Source organism: Paenibacillus sp. 1A_MP2 (genome assembly GCF_052244825.1).
GTDB lineage: Bacteria > Bacillota > Bacilli > Paenibacillales > Paenibacillaceae > Paenibacillus > Paenibacillus vandeheii.
In genome coordinates this window covers 6755934-6772973 of the sequence record NZ_JBQQCS010000001.1, presented here as the reverse complement: position 1 = coordinate 6772973, position 17040 = coordinate 6755934, and the positions used below count along the sequence as shown (strand labels likewise).

The 17040-nt window shown below is 47.3% G+C and carries 12 protein-coding genes and 2 riboswitches; all 12 genes read left to right on the top strand.

Features of this window, described 5'->3' with window-relative positions; translation table 11 throughout:
- Positions 1 to 313: 313 nt before the first annotated feature.
- The 12 genes from ACTWJ7_RS33220 to sdaAA all read left to right on the top strand — a co-directional run bounded on the left by ACTWJ7_RS33220 (position 314) and on the right by sdaAA (position 17001).
- Positions 314 to 2572, top strand: coding sequence for a bifunctional 2',3'-cyclic-nucleotide 2'-phosphodiesterase/3'-nucleotidase (locus tag ACTWJ7_RS33220; RefSeq protein ID WP_443146279.1), 2259 nt, complete (start codon positions 314 to 316; stop codon positions 2570 to 2572).
- 209 nt (positions 2573 to 2781) lie between these two features.
- Entirely contained in the window at positions 2782 to 3825 is a 1044-nt protein-coding gene (locus ACTWJ7_RS33215) for an EAL domain-containing protein (RefSeq protein WP_079348734.1), read from the top strand.
- A gap of 226 nt (positions 3826 to 4051) precedes the next feature.
- A complete protein-coding gene (locus ACTWJ7_RS33210; RefSeq protein ID WP_301881953.1) occupies positions 4052 to 6148 on the top strand; it encodes a methyl-accepting chemotaxis protein in 2097 nt (698 codons plus the stop codon).
- Between the two features lie 188 nt (positions 6149 to 6336).
- A complete protein-coding gene (locus ACTWJ7_RS33205) occupies positions 6337 to 7629 on the top strand; it encodes an arsenic transporter (protein WP_301881952.1) in 1293 nt (430 codons plus the stop codon).
- Between the two features lie 754 nt (positions 7630 to 8383).
- Complete coding sequence (locus ACTWJ7_RS33200) at positions 8384 to 9310, top strand: phosphate ABC transporter substrate-binding protein PstS family protein (RefSeq protein WP_301881951.1); 927 nt, start codon at positions 8384 to 8386, stop codon at positions 9308 to 9310.
- Positions 9311 to 9452: 142 nt separating this feature from the next.
- Positions 9453 to 10361, top strand: a complete 909-nt coding sequence (gene pstC / locus ACTWJ7_RS33195) for a phosphate ABC transporter permease subunit PstC (protein WP_143805458.1) — start codon at positions 9453 to 9455, stop codon at positions 10359 to 10361.
- Between the two features lie 2 nt (positions 10362 to 10363).
- The gene (gene pstA / locus ACTWJ7_RS33190) at positions 10364 to 11251 is read left to right on the top strand and encodes a phosphate ABC transporter permease PstA (RefSeq protein WP_024632234.1); all 888 of its coding nucleotides are present in this window, start codon (positions 10364 to 10366) and stop codon (positions 11249 to 11251) included.
- Positions 11252 to 11263: 12 nt separating this feature from the next.
- Positions 11264 to 12019 carry a phosphate ABC transporter ATP-binding protein PstB gene (gene pstB, locus ACTWJ7_RS33185; RefSeq protein ID WP_024632233.1) on the top strand — a complete coding sequence of 252 codons (756 nt, stop codon included), beginning with the start codon at positions 11264 to 11266 and terminating at the stop codon, positions 12017 to 12019.
- 233 nt (positions 12020 to 12252) lie between these two features.
- Positions 12253 to 13344, top strand: a complete 1092-nt coding sequence (locus ACTWJ7_RS33180; RefSeq protein WP_301881948.1) for a phosphotransferase enzyme family protein — start codon at positions 12253 to 12255, stop codon at positions 13342 to 13344.
- Positions 13345 to 13373: 29 nt separating this feature from the next.
- Positions 13374 to 14651: an MFS transporter gene (locus ACTWJ7_RS33175; protein WP_301881946.1), complete on the top strand. Its 1278-nt coding sequence runs from the start codon at positions 13374 to 13376 to the stop codon at positions 14649 to 14651.
- Positions 14652 to 14989: 338 nt separating this feature from the next.
- Positions 14990 to 15113, top strand: a riboswitch (glycine riboswitch).
- Positions 15114 to 15117: 4 nt separating this feature from the next.
- A riboswitch (glycine riboswitch) is annotated at positions 15118 to 15259 on the top strand.
- Positions 15260 to 15371: 112 nt separating this feature from the next.
- A complete protein-coding gene (gene sdaAB, locus ACTWJ7_RS33170; protein ID WP_024632230.1) occupies positions 15372 to 16061 on the top strand; it encodes an L-serine ammonia-lyase, iron-sulfur-dependent subunit beta in 690 nt (229 codons plus the stop codon).
- Positions 16051 to 17001, top strand: a complete 951-nt coding sequence (sdaAA, locus tag ACTWJ7_RS33165; RefSeq protein WP_024632229.1) for an L-serine ammonia-lyase, iron-sulfur-dependent, subunit alpha — start codon at positions 16051 to 16053, stop codon at positions 16999 to 17001. Before sdaAB ends, sdaAA begins: the two co-directional genes overlap by 11 nt.
- Positions 17002 to 17040 lie beyond the last annotated feature (39 nt).

Genomic DNA, 17040 nt, shown 5'->3' with positions numbered 1-17040 from the left:
AGTGTGTAAACTGTTTTCATCCAAAAACATGCAAAAGATGTCGAAATCACGCATGATAATGTAAACTGGGTCAGGTATGTGCGGATAACGTAAAAAATAATGCTTTTCAATGGCTAAACATTGCGTTATGATTTGGAATGTAAACGATACGCAAAGATATGAATAGATGTTCATGTGAGATAAACTAACCTGAAATTCTGATGCATACGATCAGAAAATCAGTACGCACAACCCATGAGATCTTTCGCATTTCTGCGCTTATTCGTTTGCTCACTAATGCATGATTCAATGTACATAACCGGGAGGGGTTATTTTGAGAAAGAGTAAAAAAGTATTATCGAGCCTGACTGCCGCTTTGGTTGCATTAAACGTGCTTGCGGTATTTCCGGTACCTGTATCGGCTGCGGACGCTACTAAGGTTAAATTGCGGATCATGGAAACAACAGACATTCACGACAACTTAGTTAACTATGACTACTATTCCGACAAAGAGACAGACCAGTATGGACTGGCGAAGACGGCTACACTGATCAAAAAAGCCCGTGATGAAGCAAAGAACAGCTTGTTGTTCGACAACGGTGACCTGATTCAGGGTAACCCGCTTGGGGATTATGTAGCGAAGATTGATCCACTCAAAAAGGGTGAGACTCACCCTGTATATAAAGCGATGAACCTGCTCGATTATGATGCAGGAAACATCGGTAACCATGAATTTAACTATGGTTTGGACTTCCTTGACATGACGCTGGAAGGTGCGAACTTCCCTTACATCAATGCCAACGTATATGTAGATGACGGTGACGACGATGAGAAGAACGACAAGAACTATTTTACCCCGTATAAAATTTTAGACAAAAAAGTGACCGACGAGAGTGGCAAAGAGCACACCATCAAAGTGGGTGTCATCGGATTTGTACCGCCACAAGTCATGCAGTGGGACAGCGCTAATCTGGAAGGCAAAGTCATTGCCAAAGACATTATCGCAACTGCAAAAAAATTCATTCCTAAAATGAAGGCTGAAGGTGCCGACATTATTGTGGCTATTCCTCACTCCGGTTTTGAAGATATTCCGCAAACGGATCTGATGGAAAACTCGGTATTGTATTTGAGCCAGGTTGAAGGCATTAATGCCATTCTGTTCGGACATGCCCACAAAGTATTCCCGAGCGCTGATTTTGCCGGTAAAAAAGGTGTAGACCTTGAAAAAGGTACAATCAATGGTGTTCCTTCCGTTGAACCAGGCTTCTGGGGCGACCACCTCGGGATTATCGATCTGGACCTCGAACAGGTAGACGGCAAATGGAAAGTGGTAGACTCCGCGGTGGAAGCACGCCCTATCTATGACACAGCTAACAAAAAAGCTCTGGTAGATGCGGATCAAGAGATCGTTGATGCTGTTCATGACGAACATGAAGGTACGCTTGAGTATGTTCGTGGCCCAGTTGGCGAAACCACAGCTCCAATCAACAGCTTCTTTGCACTGGTTCAGGATGATCCATCCATTCAGATTGTAACGAATGCACAGAAATGGTATGTCGAAAAACATTTGCAAGGAACAGAATATGAAGATATCCCTGTATTGTCTGCAGGAGCTCCGTTCAAAGCAGGCGGACGTTCAGGTGCTTCGTATTACACGAATATCCCTAAAGGCACAATTGCTATCAAAAACGTAGCTGACCTGTACGTGTATCCAAATACGGTACATGCCGTTATGGTTAATGGTGCAGAGCTGAAAGAATGGTTGGAATGGTCTGCTGGTCAATTCAATCAGATCGATCCGGCTAAAGGCGGACAGCAACAGCTGGTCAATATGGACTTCCCGACGTATAACTTCGACGTTATCGATGGTGTCACGTACCAAATTGATGTGACTCAACCAGCCAAATACGATGGCAAAGCTACAATTATCAATGCATCGGCTAACCGTATTAAAGACCTGAGCTTCAATGGTAAACCGGTTGATCCAGCTCAAAAATTCATCGTAGCAACGAATAACTATCGTGCTTCTTCATCCAAACTGGCTAACCCGGACGGTAAACGTATCGTCTTGGCTGCACCGGATGAGAACCGTCAGGTTATCATTGATTACATCCGTGAGAACAAAACGATTAACCCAACGGCTGACGGCAACTGGTCGCTTGCACCAATTAAGCCTTCCGCAGGGGTAACGGCAGCAGCTCTTAACGACCTTGAAGTGGTATTTGCATCTTCCCCAGATGCCAAAGCATTGGTGGAAGCGAACCCGGCGATGTCCTTTATCGGGACGAACAAAGACGGTTTTGCTGAGTATGGCTTGAAATTGACAGGAGAAGCAGCAACGACTCCAGAAACAGGCACGGAGCCTGCTCCAACGCCTACGAAGCCAGATCCAACTCCAACTAAACCTACAACCAAGCCACAACCTGAGAAACCAGCAGACGGCAAAGTGGTATATGTAGTGAAAAAAGGAGATAATCTCTATCGCATCGGTTTGAAATATGGCGTGGACTGGCGCAAGCTTGTCTCTGCTAACAAAATTACAAATGTGCACAACCTGAAAGTTGGACAGAAAATCGTAATTCCCGCTTCTTAAGAGTAGTTAGCGGTAAAAGAAGACCGACAGTCTTAGACTGTCGGTCTTCTTCATGCTATGAACCGTTGATGCACCAGTAACCATCATAGTTGGAGTCATCAAAACAGTAGAGATAAATTTGTAGACCCGTGCTATAATATTTACAAACTTTGGGTATATACTATTAATCATTAATGAGATAGAATCACAAACTGGCAAGGGGGTTCTACATGAATTGCAGTGGCTGCAGTCCAATTCATCCTATCGAGAATCAAGGTACCCTGTATATGCGTCCCATTTCCCCCGCTTTGCTGGAAGCACTGCAAATGCAGGAAAGACATGTTGAATATTCAGAAGAATTCATCTGGATGCATTTTTTGAACCTTGAATCTGTAGAGCGTTGTATTGAGGATATCCTGAAGATTGAAGCGACCCTGCCGGATACGTTAATGGTTCAGGTCACTCCACTGTATGGCCAGGCAAATGACGATAGCTGGATTAGTCTTTCCATGCAGGAAGCTCGCCTCAAGCATGCTGATCTGGTTTCCATTATCCTGGAACATCAATTTAGCAGTCATATGCAGCCGATCGTAGATGCGTCGGAGCAGATTATCGGATTTGAATTTTTACTTCGTCCTGCTGAACGGGGCAGGTCCTTCAGTGTATATGAATTATTCGAAGTTGCACGGGATACCGGACTGCATTCTTTTCTGGATCGGACAGCACGTATTGCTGCTATTGAGACGAGTGCTGTTCTTTTACCCCATGGTGTCAAACGTTTCGTGAATTTCCTGCCTTCCTCCATCTATAACCCCGAATATTGCCTGACGCACACGTTTGAGACGATTGAACGCCTTTCGCTAGACCCTAAGGATTTTGTGTTTGAAGTGGTGGAAACGGAACAGATTCAGCATATGTCCATCTTGCAGCGTATTTTTGAGGTATATCGTGCTCATGGAATGTCGGTTGCCTTGGATGACGTGGGGGCCGGATTCTCGACGATCGAAGTAATGAATCGGCTGGAGCCGGATTTTGTCAAAATAGATCGGAGTCTCATTGATCGTTGTGATGAGGATTTGACGAAACAGCAGCAAATTATCGACATAGTTGAAATGTCACGCCGTTTTGGCGGGCGGGTACTCGCGGAAGGGATCGAACGATTCGAGGAATTTGAATTTTGTCGATCCGTGGGTATCGACTTGGCCCAAGGGTATTACTTTGGTAAGCCAACAGCATACCCGCCACAAGGTCCCTACGGTAAAACCTCTGCCTGAATGAAATAAATTATGGATGTACCAGAAAGTCACTTCGCATAATTGGAGTGGCTTGTTTGACATGCCATGAACATTCTACAATCAAATAAATATGCTCATTCAGCCGATATATAGGATAGGCCTTCAGACTGCAGCGGTCTCTATAGGACACCGTATTTAATCAGGTTGGAGAGGTCCTACATAAAAAGAAAAAGGGCAGATTTATATTTGGAGGGGGAGAAGCAAGATGAATAACATTCGGGGGAATGAGCAAGAAAAGGCAGCAAGCAAGTTAGCCAAGCCAAAAGATAATAAACCGAAAAAGAAAAACAAAAAGAAAAAAGGCTTCGTCTGGAGCATAAGGAACAAATTATTGGTATCCTTTCTGGCGGTGCTGCTCTTGCCGAGTCTAACCATTGGAATGGTTACGCTCCTTATCGCGGACCATACGGTGGAAGACCAATTGATGGACAGTGCCAAACAAAGTGTAGACACAACGAATTCAATCATTGGCACACATGTGGATGCGAAGACTCATGATATCAACTATTTTGCCGGTTTGATTGAGAAAGACATGATTAAAGGACAAAATGAAAGTCCTGAGCTTGAAATGAAGTTGAAGCAGTATCTGGGTTTACATCCAGATGCTTTAAATATTTTTGTGGGAACCAAAGAGGGAATCATGGTCCGTGGTAAGGAATCTGCGGGAAGCTCACAAGGGTCCGCTTATGATCCCCGGGAACGCGAATGGTACAAGCTAGCAATGGAGAAGCCAGGTACTACAGTAGTTTCACCTGTATCCAAAAATACGGACGGCATTGCTGTTGTTTTTGTCTCCAAAACGCTTGATGATCAATCGGGTGTCGTTGGTTTGTCCATGGATCTGACAGAGCTGCGAGAACAGGCATCCATTAAGGTTGGCAAAGAAGGGTATATCATCATCATGGATGCGGACAAAAATTATATCGTGTCTCCAGTCATGGAAGCCGGTACACAAGAACCGACAACCGTTCTGGATCCAATGTATGGGAGCGAGGAAGGTGAGTTCAGCTATATCTATAATGATGATCCCAAAACGATGATTTTCTCTACTAATGAAGTAACCGGGTGGAAGATTGGCGGCACAATGTTCCAAAGTGAAGTATCCAATGCAAGTAAGGATATTCGGGTGGCTACTATAATCGTTATCCTGTCTGCCACAATACTTACGCTGGTCTTCATTATCTGGCTAACGCGTTCCATGTTGCGTCCGATCAAGCGTCTGCAGGAATCCGCGAGAGCCGTAAGTAAAGGCGACTTGACGGTGAAATTGGAGACCAGACGCAAAGATGAAGTTGGCGAGCTGGCGAAGTATTTTGAACGGATGGTCGACAATCTGCGCATGATGATTCTGGGTGTACAGGAGACGGCAGAGCAGGTCTCTGCCTCCTCACAGGAATTGTCCGCTAGTGCAGATCAAACGACCAAAGCTATTGAGCACTCAACGATGGCCATTCAGGAACTTGCCGAGGGTGCAGAGCAGCAAGTGAAGAGTGTAACAGATGGATCAGGACAAATGAGCCAAATGGCGGAAGATGTTCGGATGATGTCCGAGCGTGTGCAATCCATTACAACGAACATGCGGCATACATCCGGAGCTGCCTATTCAGGTAATGAAGCTGCAGGTGAGGCGGTGGAGCAGATGAATAGCATTCAGGAAACGGTGGAACAACTGGCGACGGTGATCCAATCACTGAATGTACGCTCCGTTGAGATTGGCAGCATGGTAGATGTGATTGCCACAATCTCGAAGCAGACCAACCTGCTAGCGTTGAACGCTTCCATTGAAGCGGCTAGAGCGGGTGACGCGGGTCGTGGCTTCGCTGTCGTAGCGGGAGAGGTACGCAAGCTTGCGGAAGAATCGGGAAGCTCGGCAGCACAAATTGGAGAATTGGTTCATAATATTCGTCAGGATATGGATGCTGCTCTGAGCGCTATGGAAGCAGCTCAGGCACGGGTTGGAGACGGACTTCAAGCTGTGAACACGTCCGGACAATCCTTTGCTCAGATTCGGGAGGCTGTGGAGGATGCTGCTCATACGCTGGATGATTTGTCCGAAACGACAAAGCAACTGGAGAGCGGCGCTTCCAACGTTGCCAAAGCAATGAACGATATCTCCATCGTGACCCAAGAATCTGCTGCAAATACGGAATCGGTCTCGGCATCTTCTCAGGAACAGCTGGCATCCGTAGAGGAGATCGCTTCATCTTCAGCACATCTGAACAGTATGGCGGAGCAATTACAAGGGTTGCTGGGTATGTTCAAAATGGTGGAGGACACAGCGAAAGATGGGGACAAGTCCTAACCATTAGACGATAATATTTCACCGCAGTTTCTACAGAGATTAGAAGGAAATAAAGATAGACTTTTCTCCTGCAGCCCTGTATAACTATTTCGTGGTTTACGCGTATGAATTGCGGTGTAATCATATCTGGCAGACCAGTCACATATCATGCTCCAAACATGATGAATATAGCGGGCGCAGGAGGCTTTATGACATATGTTGCAATTCTGATTTTTGTCCTGACCATCACGCTGGTTATCTGGCAGCCTCGTGGATTGGGCATCGGATGGTCCGCCATGGGCGGGGCTTTGCTAGCCTTAATATGTGGTGTTGTCAGTCTGAACGATGCATCTGATGTAGCTTCCATTGTATGGAATGCAACACTGGCTTTTGTTGGTATCATCATGATCTCGCTAATACTCGATGAGACAGGTTTCTTCGAATGGGCTGCTCTTCATATGGCAAGGCTGGCAGGAGGAAATGGCCGCAGGCTGTTCATCTATTCTATTTTGCTCGGGGCGGCGGTGTCCGCTCTCTTCGCCAATGATGGTGCAGCGCTAATTCTTACCCCGATTGTGCTGGCGATGGTACGGGCATTGAAATTCGATGAGCGTATGGTGCTCGCCTTTGTTATGGCTAGTGGATTTATCGCGGATACAACTTCGTTGCCGCTGGTTGTCAGCAATCTGGTCAATATCGTTTCTGCCGATTATTTTGGTATTACATTTGTGGAATATGCGGTGCGGATGATTGTGCCGAATCTATTTTCCATCGTGGCGAGTACAGGGATGCTGTTCTTGTTTTATCGCAAAAGCATCCCGCTTCGCTACGATATCACATCAGCACGTGATCCACAGGAAGCCATTCGTGATCCGCGGATGTTCCGCATCGCCTGGTTCATGCTGGTGCTGTTACTAGTTGCCTATGCATCCAGTGAGTTTTTGCCGATTCCGGTATCGGTTATCGTCGGTGCAGTGGCTCTTTTGTTCGCCATATTAGCCAGAAAGAGCGAAGCTGTGAACATGAAACGCGTAATCAAGGAGGCTCCATGGTCCATTGTGGTGTTCTCGGTGGGCATGTATATCGTGGTGTACGGACTGCGCAATGCCGGATTAACCGATTACCTGAGCCGCTGGCTTGACGCGATAGCAGACCATGGTCTGCTGGCTGCTTCAATTGGCATGGGCATGATTGCAGCGGTGTTGTCATCCGTAATGAACAATCTGCCCACCGTGTTAATTAACCTATTAGCGATTCAGGGTGCACATACCGAAGGCATTGTGCGTGAGGCGCTAATCTATGCCAATGTTATTGGATCTGATCTAGGCCCCAAAATGACACCAATCGGCTCACTCGCCACATTACTGTGGCTCCATGTGTTATCCCGCAAAGATGTGAAGATCACATGGGGATATTATTTTAAGGCAGGCATCATCTTAACCATTCCCACACTCTTAATTACTTTGGCCGGATTGGCTTTATGGTTATGGATTTTGGGTTAGTACAATCGTATTTTACATTAGCAATTCTCATATGATCCAACTTATTGTATAAAGCTGCTCTCATGCGCTGGTGCTCCACACTGGCTATGAAGCAGTTTTTTATTTCTTCTATAGAAGAAATAATTCTCTCTACATTAAAGGATGTAAACAAAGGCCAGCATCTATATAGCTGGCCTTCTCTTTTGCCATCCCCAGGAGGCTGAGGATTAAAATGCCTGTGACACAACCAGCGCTGATTCAGCGCAGGGAACGAAACGATTGTGTAAAAGCGAAGCTTATTCTGTGTAAGGATTTTCCTTGTAAGAAAAGATCAAAATTATCTTTTGTTCTTGATGGGTAGATAAAACACCGAACGTAGTGGAGGGGACGGAATCGATTCTGAAGAAGCGGCAGCGTTCGCCTTTGTCTCCGAATTTTAACATTATAAATATCAGATCAAAAAAAATTGGAGACAACAGCGATCGGAAGAACGATCCGTAACCGGAACGGCCACCCGAAAATATTAGCGATTTATTCATTAAGTGATAAAAATCTGGACACAATATGGATTGAAACAACATCCGTTCCCGAAGTACCCACTTCAGCAAGCAATTTGTCTCAAATGCATTTCGATCCACAGCCCAACATTTTTAACACTGCGTTTACAAAACATTGATTTTGAGATGACATAACGAAACTACAATGAATAAAGAGTTGATGGTGAACAAAAATAAAAGCAAATCACCGTCACTAAATTGGGGGAGGAAAAGAAAACATGTTTAAAAAGTTGCCGTTCATTTTGATGACCTTAACGATCGTACTGGTTCTCGCAGCATGCGGATCGAAAAATGACGCTGGTACAGAGGGTGCCACAGACAATGGATCAGGAGAAACTGCTACTGAACTTAGCGGGAACATTCTGGCTGTTGGTTCAACAGCACTGCAACCTCTGGTAGAGCAAGCTGGACAAAAATTTATGGCAGTTGATGAATATAAGAACGTAACGGTACAAGTGCAAGGCGGCGGTAGTGGTACTGGTTTGACACAAGTATCTGACGGACAAGCTACAATCGGTAACTCTGACGTATTCGCAGAAGAGAAGATTGATGACGCAGCAAAAGTAAGCGAACTGAAAGATCACCAAGTAGCTGTTGTAGCAATTGCACCAGTAAGCAACAAAGATGCAGGTGTACAAGATTTGACGAAGCAACAACTGATCGACATTTTCTCTGGTAAAATCACAAACTGGAAAGATGTTGGCGGTAAAGATCAAGCCATCGTTATCGTAAACCGTCCTAGCAGCTCCGGTACTCGTGCAACATTCGAGAACTTTGCACTGGGAACAAAAGTTGAAGATATCCAAGGTTCGATTCAGGAAGATTCCTCCGGTACAGTTAAAAAGCTCGTAGCTGAAACGCCAGGCGCAATTGGTTATCTGGCTCTGTCCTACCTGGATGACAGCCTGCAAGTTTTGAAATACGAAGGTGTAGAAGCAACAGTTGAGAACGTTGAAGCAGGAACTTATCCGGTATGGGCTTACGAGCACATGTACACAAAAGGTGACCCGGATGCAGCAACACAAGCATTCCTCGACTACATCCTGAGTGACGAAATTCAACAAAACGACGTGACGGAGCTTGGTTACATCCCAGTATCCGGCATGAAAGTAAAACGTGACGCAGCAGGTACTGTAACTCAATAATCTTTGAACTTGCGCATACAGCGAGAGAGGCGGACCCAGGTCCTGCCTCTTTGCGCGGTTTGCTCTGGAATTATCCCATATTTTGCATGAATTCTACTATAGAAGGATGGTTGTTATGGAACAGACCGAAGGGGGAACGGTAATGAACAACAAGTTGAAACCGCGCCGGCCCTTGAGAGAAAAGCATTATTGGGAAGAGTGGACGGGACGGATCTATACGTCGATTTGTGTCGTTTTCCTGATCGTTGTCATGTTTTCCATCGTTTATTTTGTAGCGTCCAAAGGCTTATCGACCTTTTTCCAGGATGGCGTAAGTTTACGCGAATTTTTATCCGGCAAAACGTGGAATCCAACGGGGGAACCCGCTGCCTATGGAGCTTTACCGTTCATTACAGGGTCATTCATAACAACATTTCTTGCTGCTCTGATCGCAAGTCCACTTAGCTTGTGCGCAGCGCTCTTCATGACCGAGATTGTACCGGGTAAAGGTAAAAAAATATTGCAACCTGCGATTGAGCTGCTGTCCGGTATTCCTTCCGTTGTATACGGATTTATCGGTCTCAGTGTTATCGTTCCTTTGTTGCGCAGCATGTTTGGCGGAGCCGGCGTCGGAATTGCAGCCGGATGTTTGGTTCTGTCCGTTATGATTTTGCCTACTGTAACAAGTATTATGGCAGATGCACTGTCTTCACTGCCGAAAGGTCTGCGTGAATCGTCCTATGCATTGGGTGCAACTCGCTGGCAAACAATCTATCGTGTCATTATCCCTACGGTTCTTCCAGCTTTGCTGACAGGTATTGTACTTGGTATGGCTCGCGCATTTGGTGAAGCTCTTGCCGTACAGATGGTTATCGGTAATGCACCGCATGTGCCGACATCCCTGCTCGAATCGGCTTCAACGTTAACGAGTGTAATCACCCTAAGTATGGGTAACACCACAATGGGATCCGTTCATAATAATGCACTGTGGAGTATGGCGCTTGTCCTGCTGGTGATGACCTTTGTCTTCGTCATTCTGGTTCGCCTGCTTGAAAGGAGGAACCGGGTATGAAAATGAAGGCTAAAACGGTAGATAAAGTTGCCACTTCCATTATCGTTGTTCTGGCTTTGTTCATTGTTGTTCTCTTGCTCGGTTTGCTTGGCTTCATTCTGGTACGTGGGATTGGCCAGATTAACTGGCACTTCCTGACCAGTGCACCACAGCTGCTCAAAGGTGGAGGCGGGATTGGACCGCAATTATTCAACTCGATCTTCCTGCTTGTTCTGACCTTGATTATTACCATTCCCCTTGGCTGGGGCGGCGGTATTTATATGGCCGAGTACGCCAAGCCGGGCCGGATTACAAGCTTTATTCGACTGGTTGTCGAAGTGTTATCCTCATTCCCGTCTATCGTCATTGGTTTGTTCGGACTCTTGCTAATTGTTAATACATTTGGTCTCGGATTCTCCCTGTTATCGGGTGCCATGGCCTTGGCTATATTTAATCTTCCACTTATGGTGCGGACAACGGAGCAAGCGTTCCGAGCCGTTCCGAAAGAGCAGAAGGAAGCGGGTCTTGCACTCGGATTGTCCAAATGGAAGATTATCACTTCCATTCTGCTGCCTGTTGCATTGCCCAGCTTAATCACGGGTACGATCCTGGCATCGGGCCGGATCTTCGGTGAAGCAGCAGCTCTGATGTTCACAGCGGGTATGAGTAGTCCGCCGCTGGACTTCACGGACTGGAATCCAACAAGTCCAAGATCGCCGATCAATCCATTGCGTCCGGCAGAGACGCTGGCGGTGCACATCTGGAAAGTAAACAGTGAAGGCATTGGCCCAGACTCCAAAGAAGTAGCAGCTGGCGCTTCAGCCGTGCTTGTACTTCTCGTGCTGGCGTTCAATCTGAGTGCACGCTGGATCGGTCGGGTAGTCTACCGCCGAATGACAGCTTCGAAATAAGGAGGAACCAACATGGCCATACCTTTCGGTACGGAACAGTTAAGCATATATTATGGGCATTTTCAGGCTGTGAAGCAGATCAGCCTGACTTTCCCTGAAGCCAGTGTAACAGCCCTCATTGGCCCATCCGGCTGTGGTAAATCCACGTTCCTGCGGTCGTTGAACCGGATGAACGACGAGATTGCCGGTTCACGTACGGAGGGACATATCTGGATGGACGGCAATGATCTGAATGAGCCGGGTACGGATGTGATCAAGCTTCGCCAAAAGATCGGCATGGTGTGGCAGAAGCCCAACCCGTTCCACAAATCCATCTACAACAATATCGCGTTTGGCCCCCGCTACCGAGGTATCAAGAGTAAGAAGGCACTGGATGAAATTGTGGAAAAAAGCCTGCGTCGCGCTGCGCTCTGGGACGAAGTGAAGGACAGACTGAACGAGTCTGCTCTGGCCCTTTCAGGTGGACAACAACAGCGTCTTTGTATCGCTCGCGCGTTGTCGGTGGATCCGCAGATTTTGCTGCTTGATGAGCCGGCATCTGCACTTGACCCGGTATCTACGGGCAAGGTGGAGGAATTGATCTCGGAGCTCAAGAAAGAGCTGCGGATCGTGATCGTTACCCATAACATGCAGCAGGCGGCACGCATCTCGGATTATACGGCTTATTTTTATCTGGGAAGCATGATTGAACACGGGGATACGGAGCATATTTTCACCAACCCGGACAACCGTCTGACGCAGGAATATATTATGGGACGTTTCGGTTAATTGTTATATTGGATGGAGTAAGAAATAGAGATAGAGATAGATCTATAGAGATAGAAGGAAGCATAACACCCGGGCGAGACAGTTCGGGGGTTATGCTTTTTTATGTAATTCTACATATGGAATAGTTTGCCAAAATAAAAACAATCATGCTACGATATTTGTAAGCGCCACCTTTAATTTGATAAGAGAAGGAGATGTGGATCATAACTACCCATAAGATATTCCAAGACATCATGGCAATTGAAATTATTTCGCATTATTCTATAGAAAAGCCATCCGTTTCCTTTATCCGACATAATGAAAATCTAACGTACCAAGTGGTGGATGATGTAACCGGACAGAAGTATTTATTGCGTATACATAAAGCCGCTTTTGCAAGCATGACGGGCATCCAGCATACACGACCTGCACTTGAAGCGGAGATGAATCTCCTTCATGAATTACGGGCTACCAGCCCATTGCGAGTGCAGACACCTGTACGCAATACCTCGGGAGAGTGGATCACCGTCTGGTTGGACGAAGCGGGAGAAGAGATCTGTTGTACTGTTCTGGAATGGATTGAGGGCAGGGATATCAAACAGGGAGAACGTCTGACGACAGCACAGATTCATGATTTGGGCGTACAGTTGCAGACGCTACATCAATATGGACGAAGACCAAAGGAAACTCCCAAGCCGCAGGTGGGTTCACAGAAGTCTGAAAGCAGACAGCAGGTGAATGACCGTGAACAGCACGCTGACAAGGCGATCATCCCAGAGATATATACCGATAGCCCCGCCTTGGATCAAACGGGAGTACGACCTGCCTACGGCTCGATCAAAGAGAATCTGGTCATGTTGGAGCAACTGGAGGAAGGCGTTAGACGTGGCATCTTTACTCCTGAAGATTTCGATCTGATCCGTGAGACGTTTGAGAACATTAACCGGCAACTCGAAACGTATCCTCACACTGCCGAGACTTGGGGAGTGATTCACGCGGATATTACCCGCGGCAATCTGCTGGTGACGGATCAGGGCATATCCATGATTGATTTTTGTTTATACGGTTATGGCTACTATCTCTTTGATGCCGGAGGGGCAGCTACGATTTTCAATCGGGAGGAACGGGATATCTTCCTATCGGGTTATACGGAGCAGGCAGAACCACTGACGAAGCGTGATATTCGGTTAATGGAAGGATTCATGCTAATCTTTACGTTTGGCTATTTCGCATTTCAGATGGAGAATGAGTCAAGGTACGAATGGATGAAAGAGCGAATGCCTCTTATTTGCAGCAAATTTTGCAGACCCTATGTACACAATGAGAGCATCTTCTATGAGTTATAATTTGTGATTTCTGTTGGGTGGGAAGCGCTATGAATAACATTCATGAAAAAAGAGTTGCTTCGAAGATTCCGTCTGGTGGCTGGAAGCATGCCGGATTGCTACTTGGCGGAGTGGGCATATCCAATCTAGGTGACTTCATATATATTGTGGCGATTAACCTGATGGTGCTGAATATGACACAGTCCCCAGCGGCAGTCGCAGGGTTATGGATTATCTCGCCAATTGCTTCGGTGTGCACGAAGTTATGGTCAGGCAGTCTGATTGATCGTTATGATCAGCGGCAGCTGATGATTGGTGCCGATATGCTGCGGGCATTGTTGGTGGCGATGCTCCCCCTGATTTCCAGCCTATGGATGATGTATACAGTGATGTTTCTGATCAGTATGTCTTCCTCCATATTTGTCCCTTCCTCTCAGGTGTACATTACCCGGCTGGTACCTGCTGAACGGCGCAAGCGCTTCAACTCTTTGCAAGCCTTAATCAGCTCAGGTGCATTTATTACCGGCCCGGCAGTCGCGGGAGTGATGCTGATTTATTTATCTCCGGCTGCAGCCATTTATGCCAATGCGGTTTCCTTTGCTGCTTCTGCTGTGATTCTATTGTTTCTTCCCAAATTGGGCATTGGAGAACAGAATCAAGGGACGGGAAACAGGCTGACACCTCGGTTGATTGCCCAGGATTGGAGGGCTGTACTGAGCTTTAGCCGGAAGTCGAGCTACGTGGTCGGTATATATGCCCTGTTTCAGATCATTCTGGTGGTCGGCATGTCGCTCGATGCCCAGGAAGTGGTGTTTATCCGTCAGGTGATGAACCTGCCTGAATCGCAGTACGGAGCTTTGATGAGTATCACCGGGATTGGTTATTTGGCAGGCTCCATGCTGGTTTGGCTGTTCGCCAAACATGTGCCGATCCGTCACATGATGGGTGGCGGTGTGCTTCTGGTCGCACTGGGTTATTTCCTGTTCGCCCGTTCGTTCTCGTTTGAACTGGCGGCGTTTGCTTTTATTCTGCTCGGTCTGTGCTCGGCACTGGCGAATACGGGCCTGGTTACCTTTTATCAAAATAATATCCCTGTCGGTCTGATGGGCCGAGTGAGCAGTATACTTGGATTGGGGTTAAGCGTGCTGCAGGTGGTTTCCATTTTGGTTGCAGGCGTGGTGGCAGAGCAGTTGTCGCTTCGTATGGTATATACGGTTGTATCTGGAGTGATGGTGCTGGCAGCGTTGGGATTGTGGGTGACGAGCATGTTTCCTTCCCGAAGCAGGTTTTATGATGAACCGGCGAAGCCCAACTCGATGGTGGGGTGACAGGCAGAAATCCGGCAATTCTAGTACAGAATAATGGTTGCCTGAATACCCGAACCGTTCTGTGGATCTTAACATAGATAGTACTAACCACAGATATTGCTCATAGAAAACAAACAAATGTATACGCTTTCTAAATGAAACGCATTAACACATTCATGTGATAAAAGTTTACAAATCGTTGGTTCATCCTGTTTATAAAATGGAAAAAAGTAAATATTCACAAAGAAATCGTTAAGTTTGTTGACACTGATCTTCCGGTCGATTAATCTTAATGAGAAAGTAATAAAAACTTCAATTATCGTTCTGGTACACGATCAGAATGGTTCCATACAAGCGAATGATAGCGAGCGGGAGAGTCCTGGGCATGCCGAGTAAAAAGGCAGCTGTCGGGCACCGAAGGAGCAAGCTGCTACGCACCCGGCGCAGTGGTTAATCTCTCAGGTAAATGTACCATCGTTGGACGCAACTCTGGAGAGTGCGCGATATGCGCCACCCAAGGGGTATATGGTCAAGCAGCACGGTGTGCAGGGGACATTACCTGTGAATACAGGGCATGCATCAATCCGCCGCGCTTCTTATCATGAAACTCTCAGGTATCGAGGACAGAGAGAGGGCCTTAAGGCCTTCTTCTGTCCTTTTCTTATGTCATCATTCAGTAATAAAGGAACATTATGGGTGTAGGTCTGGATGAAAATGACGATTATAAATGGAGGGTTTGCGATGCGTTTTAAAGACGTTTTTTCAATTATTGGTCCGTCCATGACAGGTCCATCAAGTTCACATACGGCTGGAGCAGCAAGATTGGGTCGAATTGCCCGTCAGTGGTTGGGGTGCACGCCTGAACGTGCCCGATTAACGCTGTACGGCTCCTTCGCCGATACGTATCAGGGGCATGGTACGGATCTCGCATTGATCGGTGGCCTGCTTGATTATGTGACGGATGATCCACGGATTCCGGATGCAGAGCAATATGCAGAGGAAGCGGGTATGGAGGTAGAGTTTTTTACAAGTGGTCTGCCTGCTCCTCATCCTAATACGGTCAAAATTGAGTTATGGCACGGAGACCGCGAATGTTCACTAATCGGTGCTTCCATTGGTGGTGGTAGTGTATCGGTACATGCATTGAATGATTTTCGTGTACAGATCAGCGGAGAGTTTCCGACACTTGTGCTGCGCCATTCGGACAAAGCAGGGGTGCTCGCCTCCGTAACCTCCACAATCAGTTCGTCAGGTGTGAACATCGGGTACATGCAAGTGGATCGGAAAGCGCGGGATGGTGAAGCACTGACGGCGATGGAGATGGATGGTGTGCCGAATCCTGAGATGTTAAACCGTCTGCGGTCGCTGGATCATATGCTGGACATTCGCGTGATTGATTTGAAGAGAGGGGTCGAACCGGATGCGGTTTAAACATCTACATGAACTGAATACCATCTGTACAGCAGAGTCCAAAACCATTGCCGAGCTGATGATCGAAGAGCAGGTTCAGGAGACGAATATCCCGAAAGCGGATGTTGTGCGGCAGATGTCGGATTACTATCAGGTGATGAAGGAAGCTGTTCACAAAGGGCTGACAGAAGATACGACATCACGCAGCGGCTTGACTGGCGGAGACGGCAAAAAAATGGCCGAGTACATTCGTAAAGGCGAGACTTGCTCTGGAGATGCATCTGCACTAGCCATGGCGTATGCCCTTTGTGTATCGGAAGTGAACGCATCCATGGGCCGAATCGTAGCGACACCGACAGCCGGTTCCTGTGGTATCATTCCAGGTGTATTTATCAGCTCCCAGGAGCGTTTTGGCTGGAGTGACGAGCATCTGGTGAACGGTCTGTTCTGTGCGGGAGCGATCGGTTATGTCATTGCCAACAATTCATTTATTTCCGGTGCCGAGGGCGGCTGTCAGGCTGAAGTGGGTTCTGCCATCGGCATGGCCGCTGGAGCGATGGTGGAGCTGCGTGGAGGGACGCCGGAGCAAGTGGTTCATGCAGTAGGTCTTGCGTTAAAAAACACATTGGGCCTTATCTGCGATCCCGTCGCAGGCCTCGTGGAAATTCCGTGCATCATCCGTAACGGACTGGGTGCCGTAACCGCGTTGGCTGCGGCCGACATGGCGCTGGCCGGGGTACGAAGTGCCATTCCGTCTGACGAAGTCATTGATGTCATGCTGGAAGTAGGCAGTGCCATGCCAAGCAGGCACCGTGAAACGGCCCAAGGTGGGCTGGCTCAAACACCAACGGGACGGAAAATGATGGAGAAGCTCGCCAAACCGAAGGCGAAGCGTGCAGAGCCTGAAGTTGAAGCAGAGTCTGAGTCCCCTGCTGAAAACAAACCTGAACCTAAGGCATGACAACCATGAACGAACATGAACTGAATTAACTCGGAGTCT

What these genes read in the sequence shown, in the direction of transcription:
- sdaAA (WP_024632229.1), top strand. Translation starts at nt 16,051, where the DNA reads ATGCGGTTTAAACATCTACATGAACTGAATACCATCTGTACAGCAGAG.
- ACTWJ7_RS33210 (WP_301881953.1), top strand. Translation starts at nt 4,052, where the DNA reads ATGAATAACATTCGGGGGAATGAGCAAGAAAAGGCAGCAAGCAAGTTA.
- pstC (WP_143805458.1), top strand. Translation starts at nt 9,453, where the DNA reads ATGAACAACAAGTTGAAACCGCGCCGGCCCTTGAGAGAAAAGCATTAT.
- ACTWJ7_RS33215 (WP_079348734.1), top strand. Translation starts at nt 2,782, where the DNA reads ATGAATTGCAGTGGCTGCAGTCCAATTCATCCTATCGAGAATCAAGGT.
- ACTWJ7_RS33200 (WP_301881951.1), top strand. Translation starts at nt 8,384, where the DNA reads ATGTTTAAAAAGTTGCCGTTCATTTTGATGACCTTAACGATCGTACTG.
- sdaAB (WP_024632230.1), top strand. Translation starts at nt 15,372, where the DNA reads ATGCGTTTTAAAGACGTTTTTTCAATTATTGGTCCGTCCATGACAGGT.
- ACTWJ7_RS33180 (WP_301881948.1), top strand. Translation starts at nt 12,253, where the DNA reads ATGGCAATTGAAATTATTTCGCATTATTCTATAGAAAAGCCATCCGTT.
- pstB (WP_024632233.1), top strand. Translation starts at nt 11,264, where the DNA reads ATGGCCATACCTTTCGGTACGGAACAGTTAAGCATATATTATGGGCAT.
- ACTWJ7_RS33205 (WP_301881952.1), top strand. Translation starts at nt 6,337, where the DNA reads ATGACATATGTTGCAATTCTGATTTTTGTCCTGACCATCACGCTGGTT.
- pstA (WP_024632234.1), top strand. Translation starts at nt 10,364, where the DNA reads ATGAAGGCTAAAACGGTAGATAAAGTTGCCACTTCCATTATCGTTGTT.
- ACTWJ7_RS33175 (WP_301881946.1), top strand. Translation starts at nt 13,374, where the DNA reads ATGAATAACATTCATGAAAAAAGAGTTGCTTCGAAGATTCCGTCTGGT.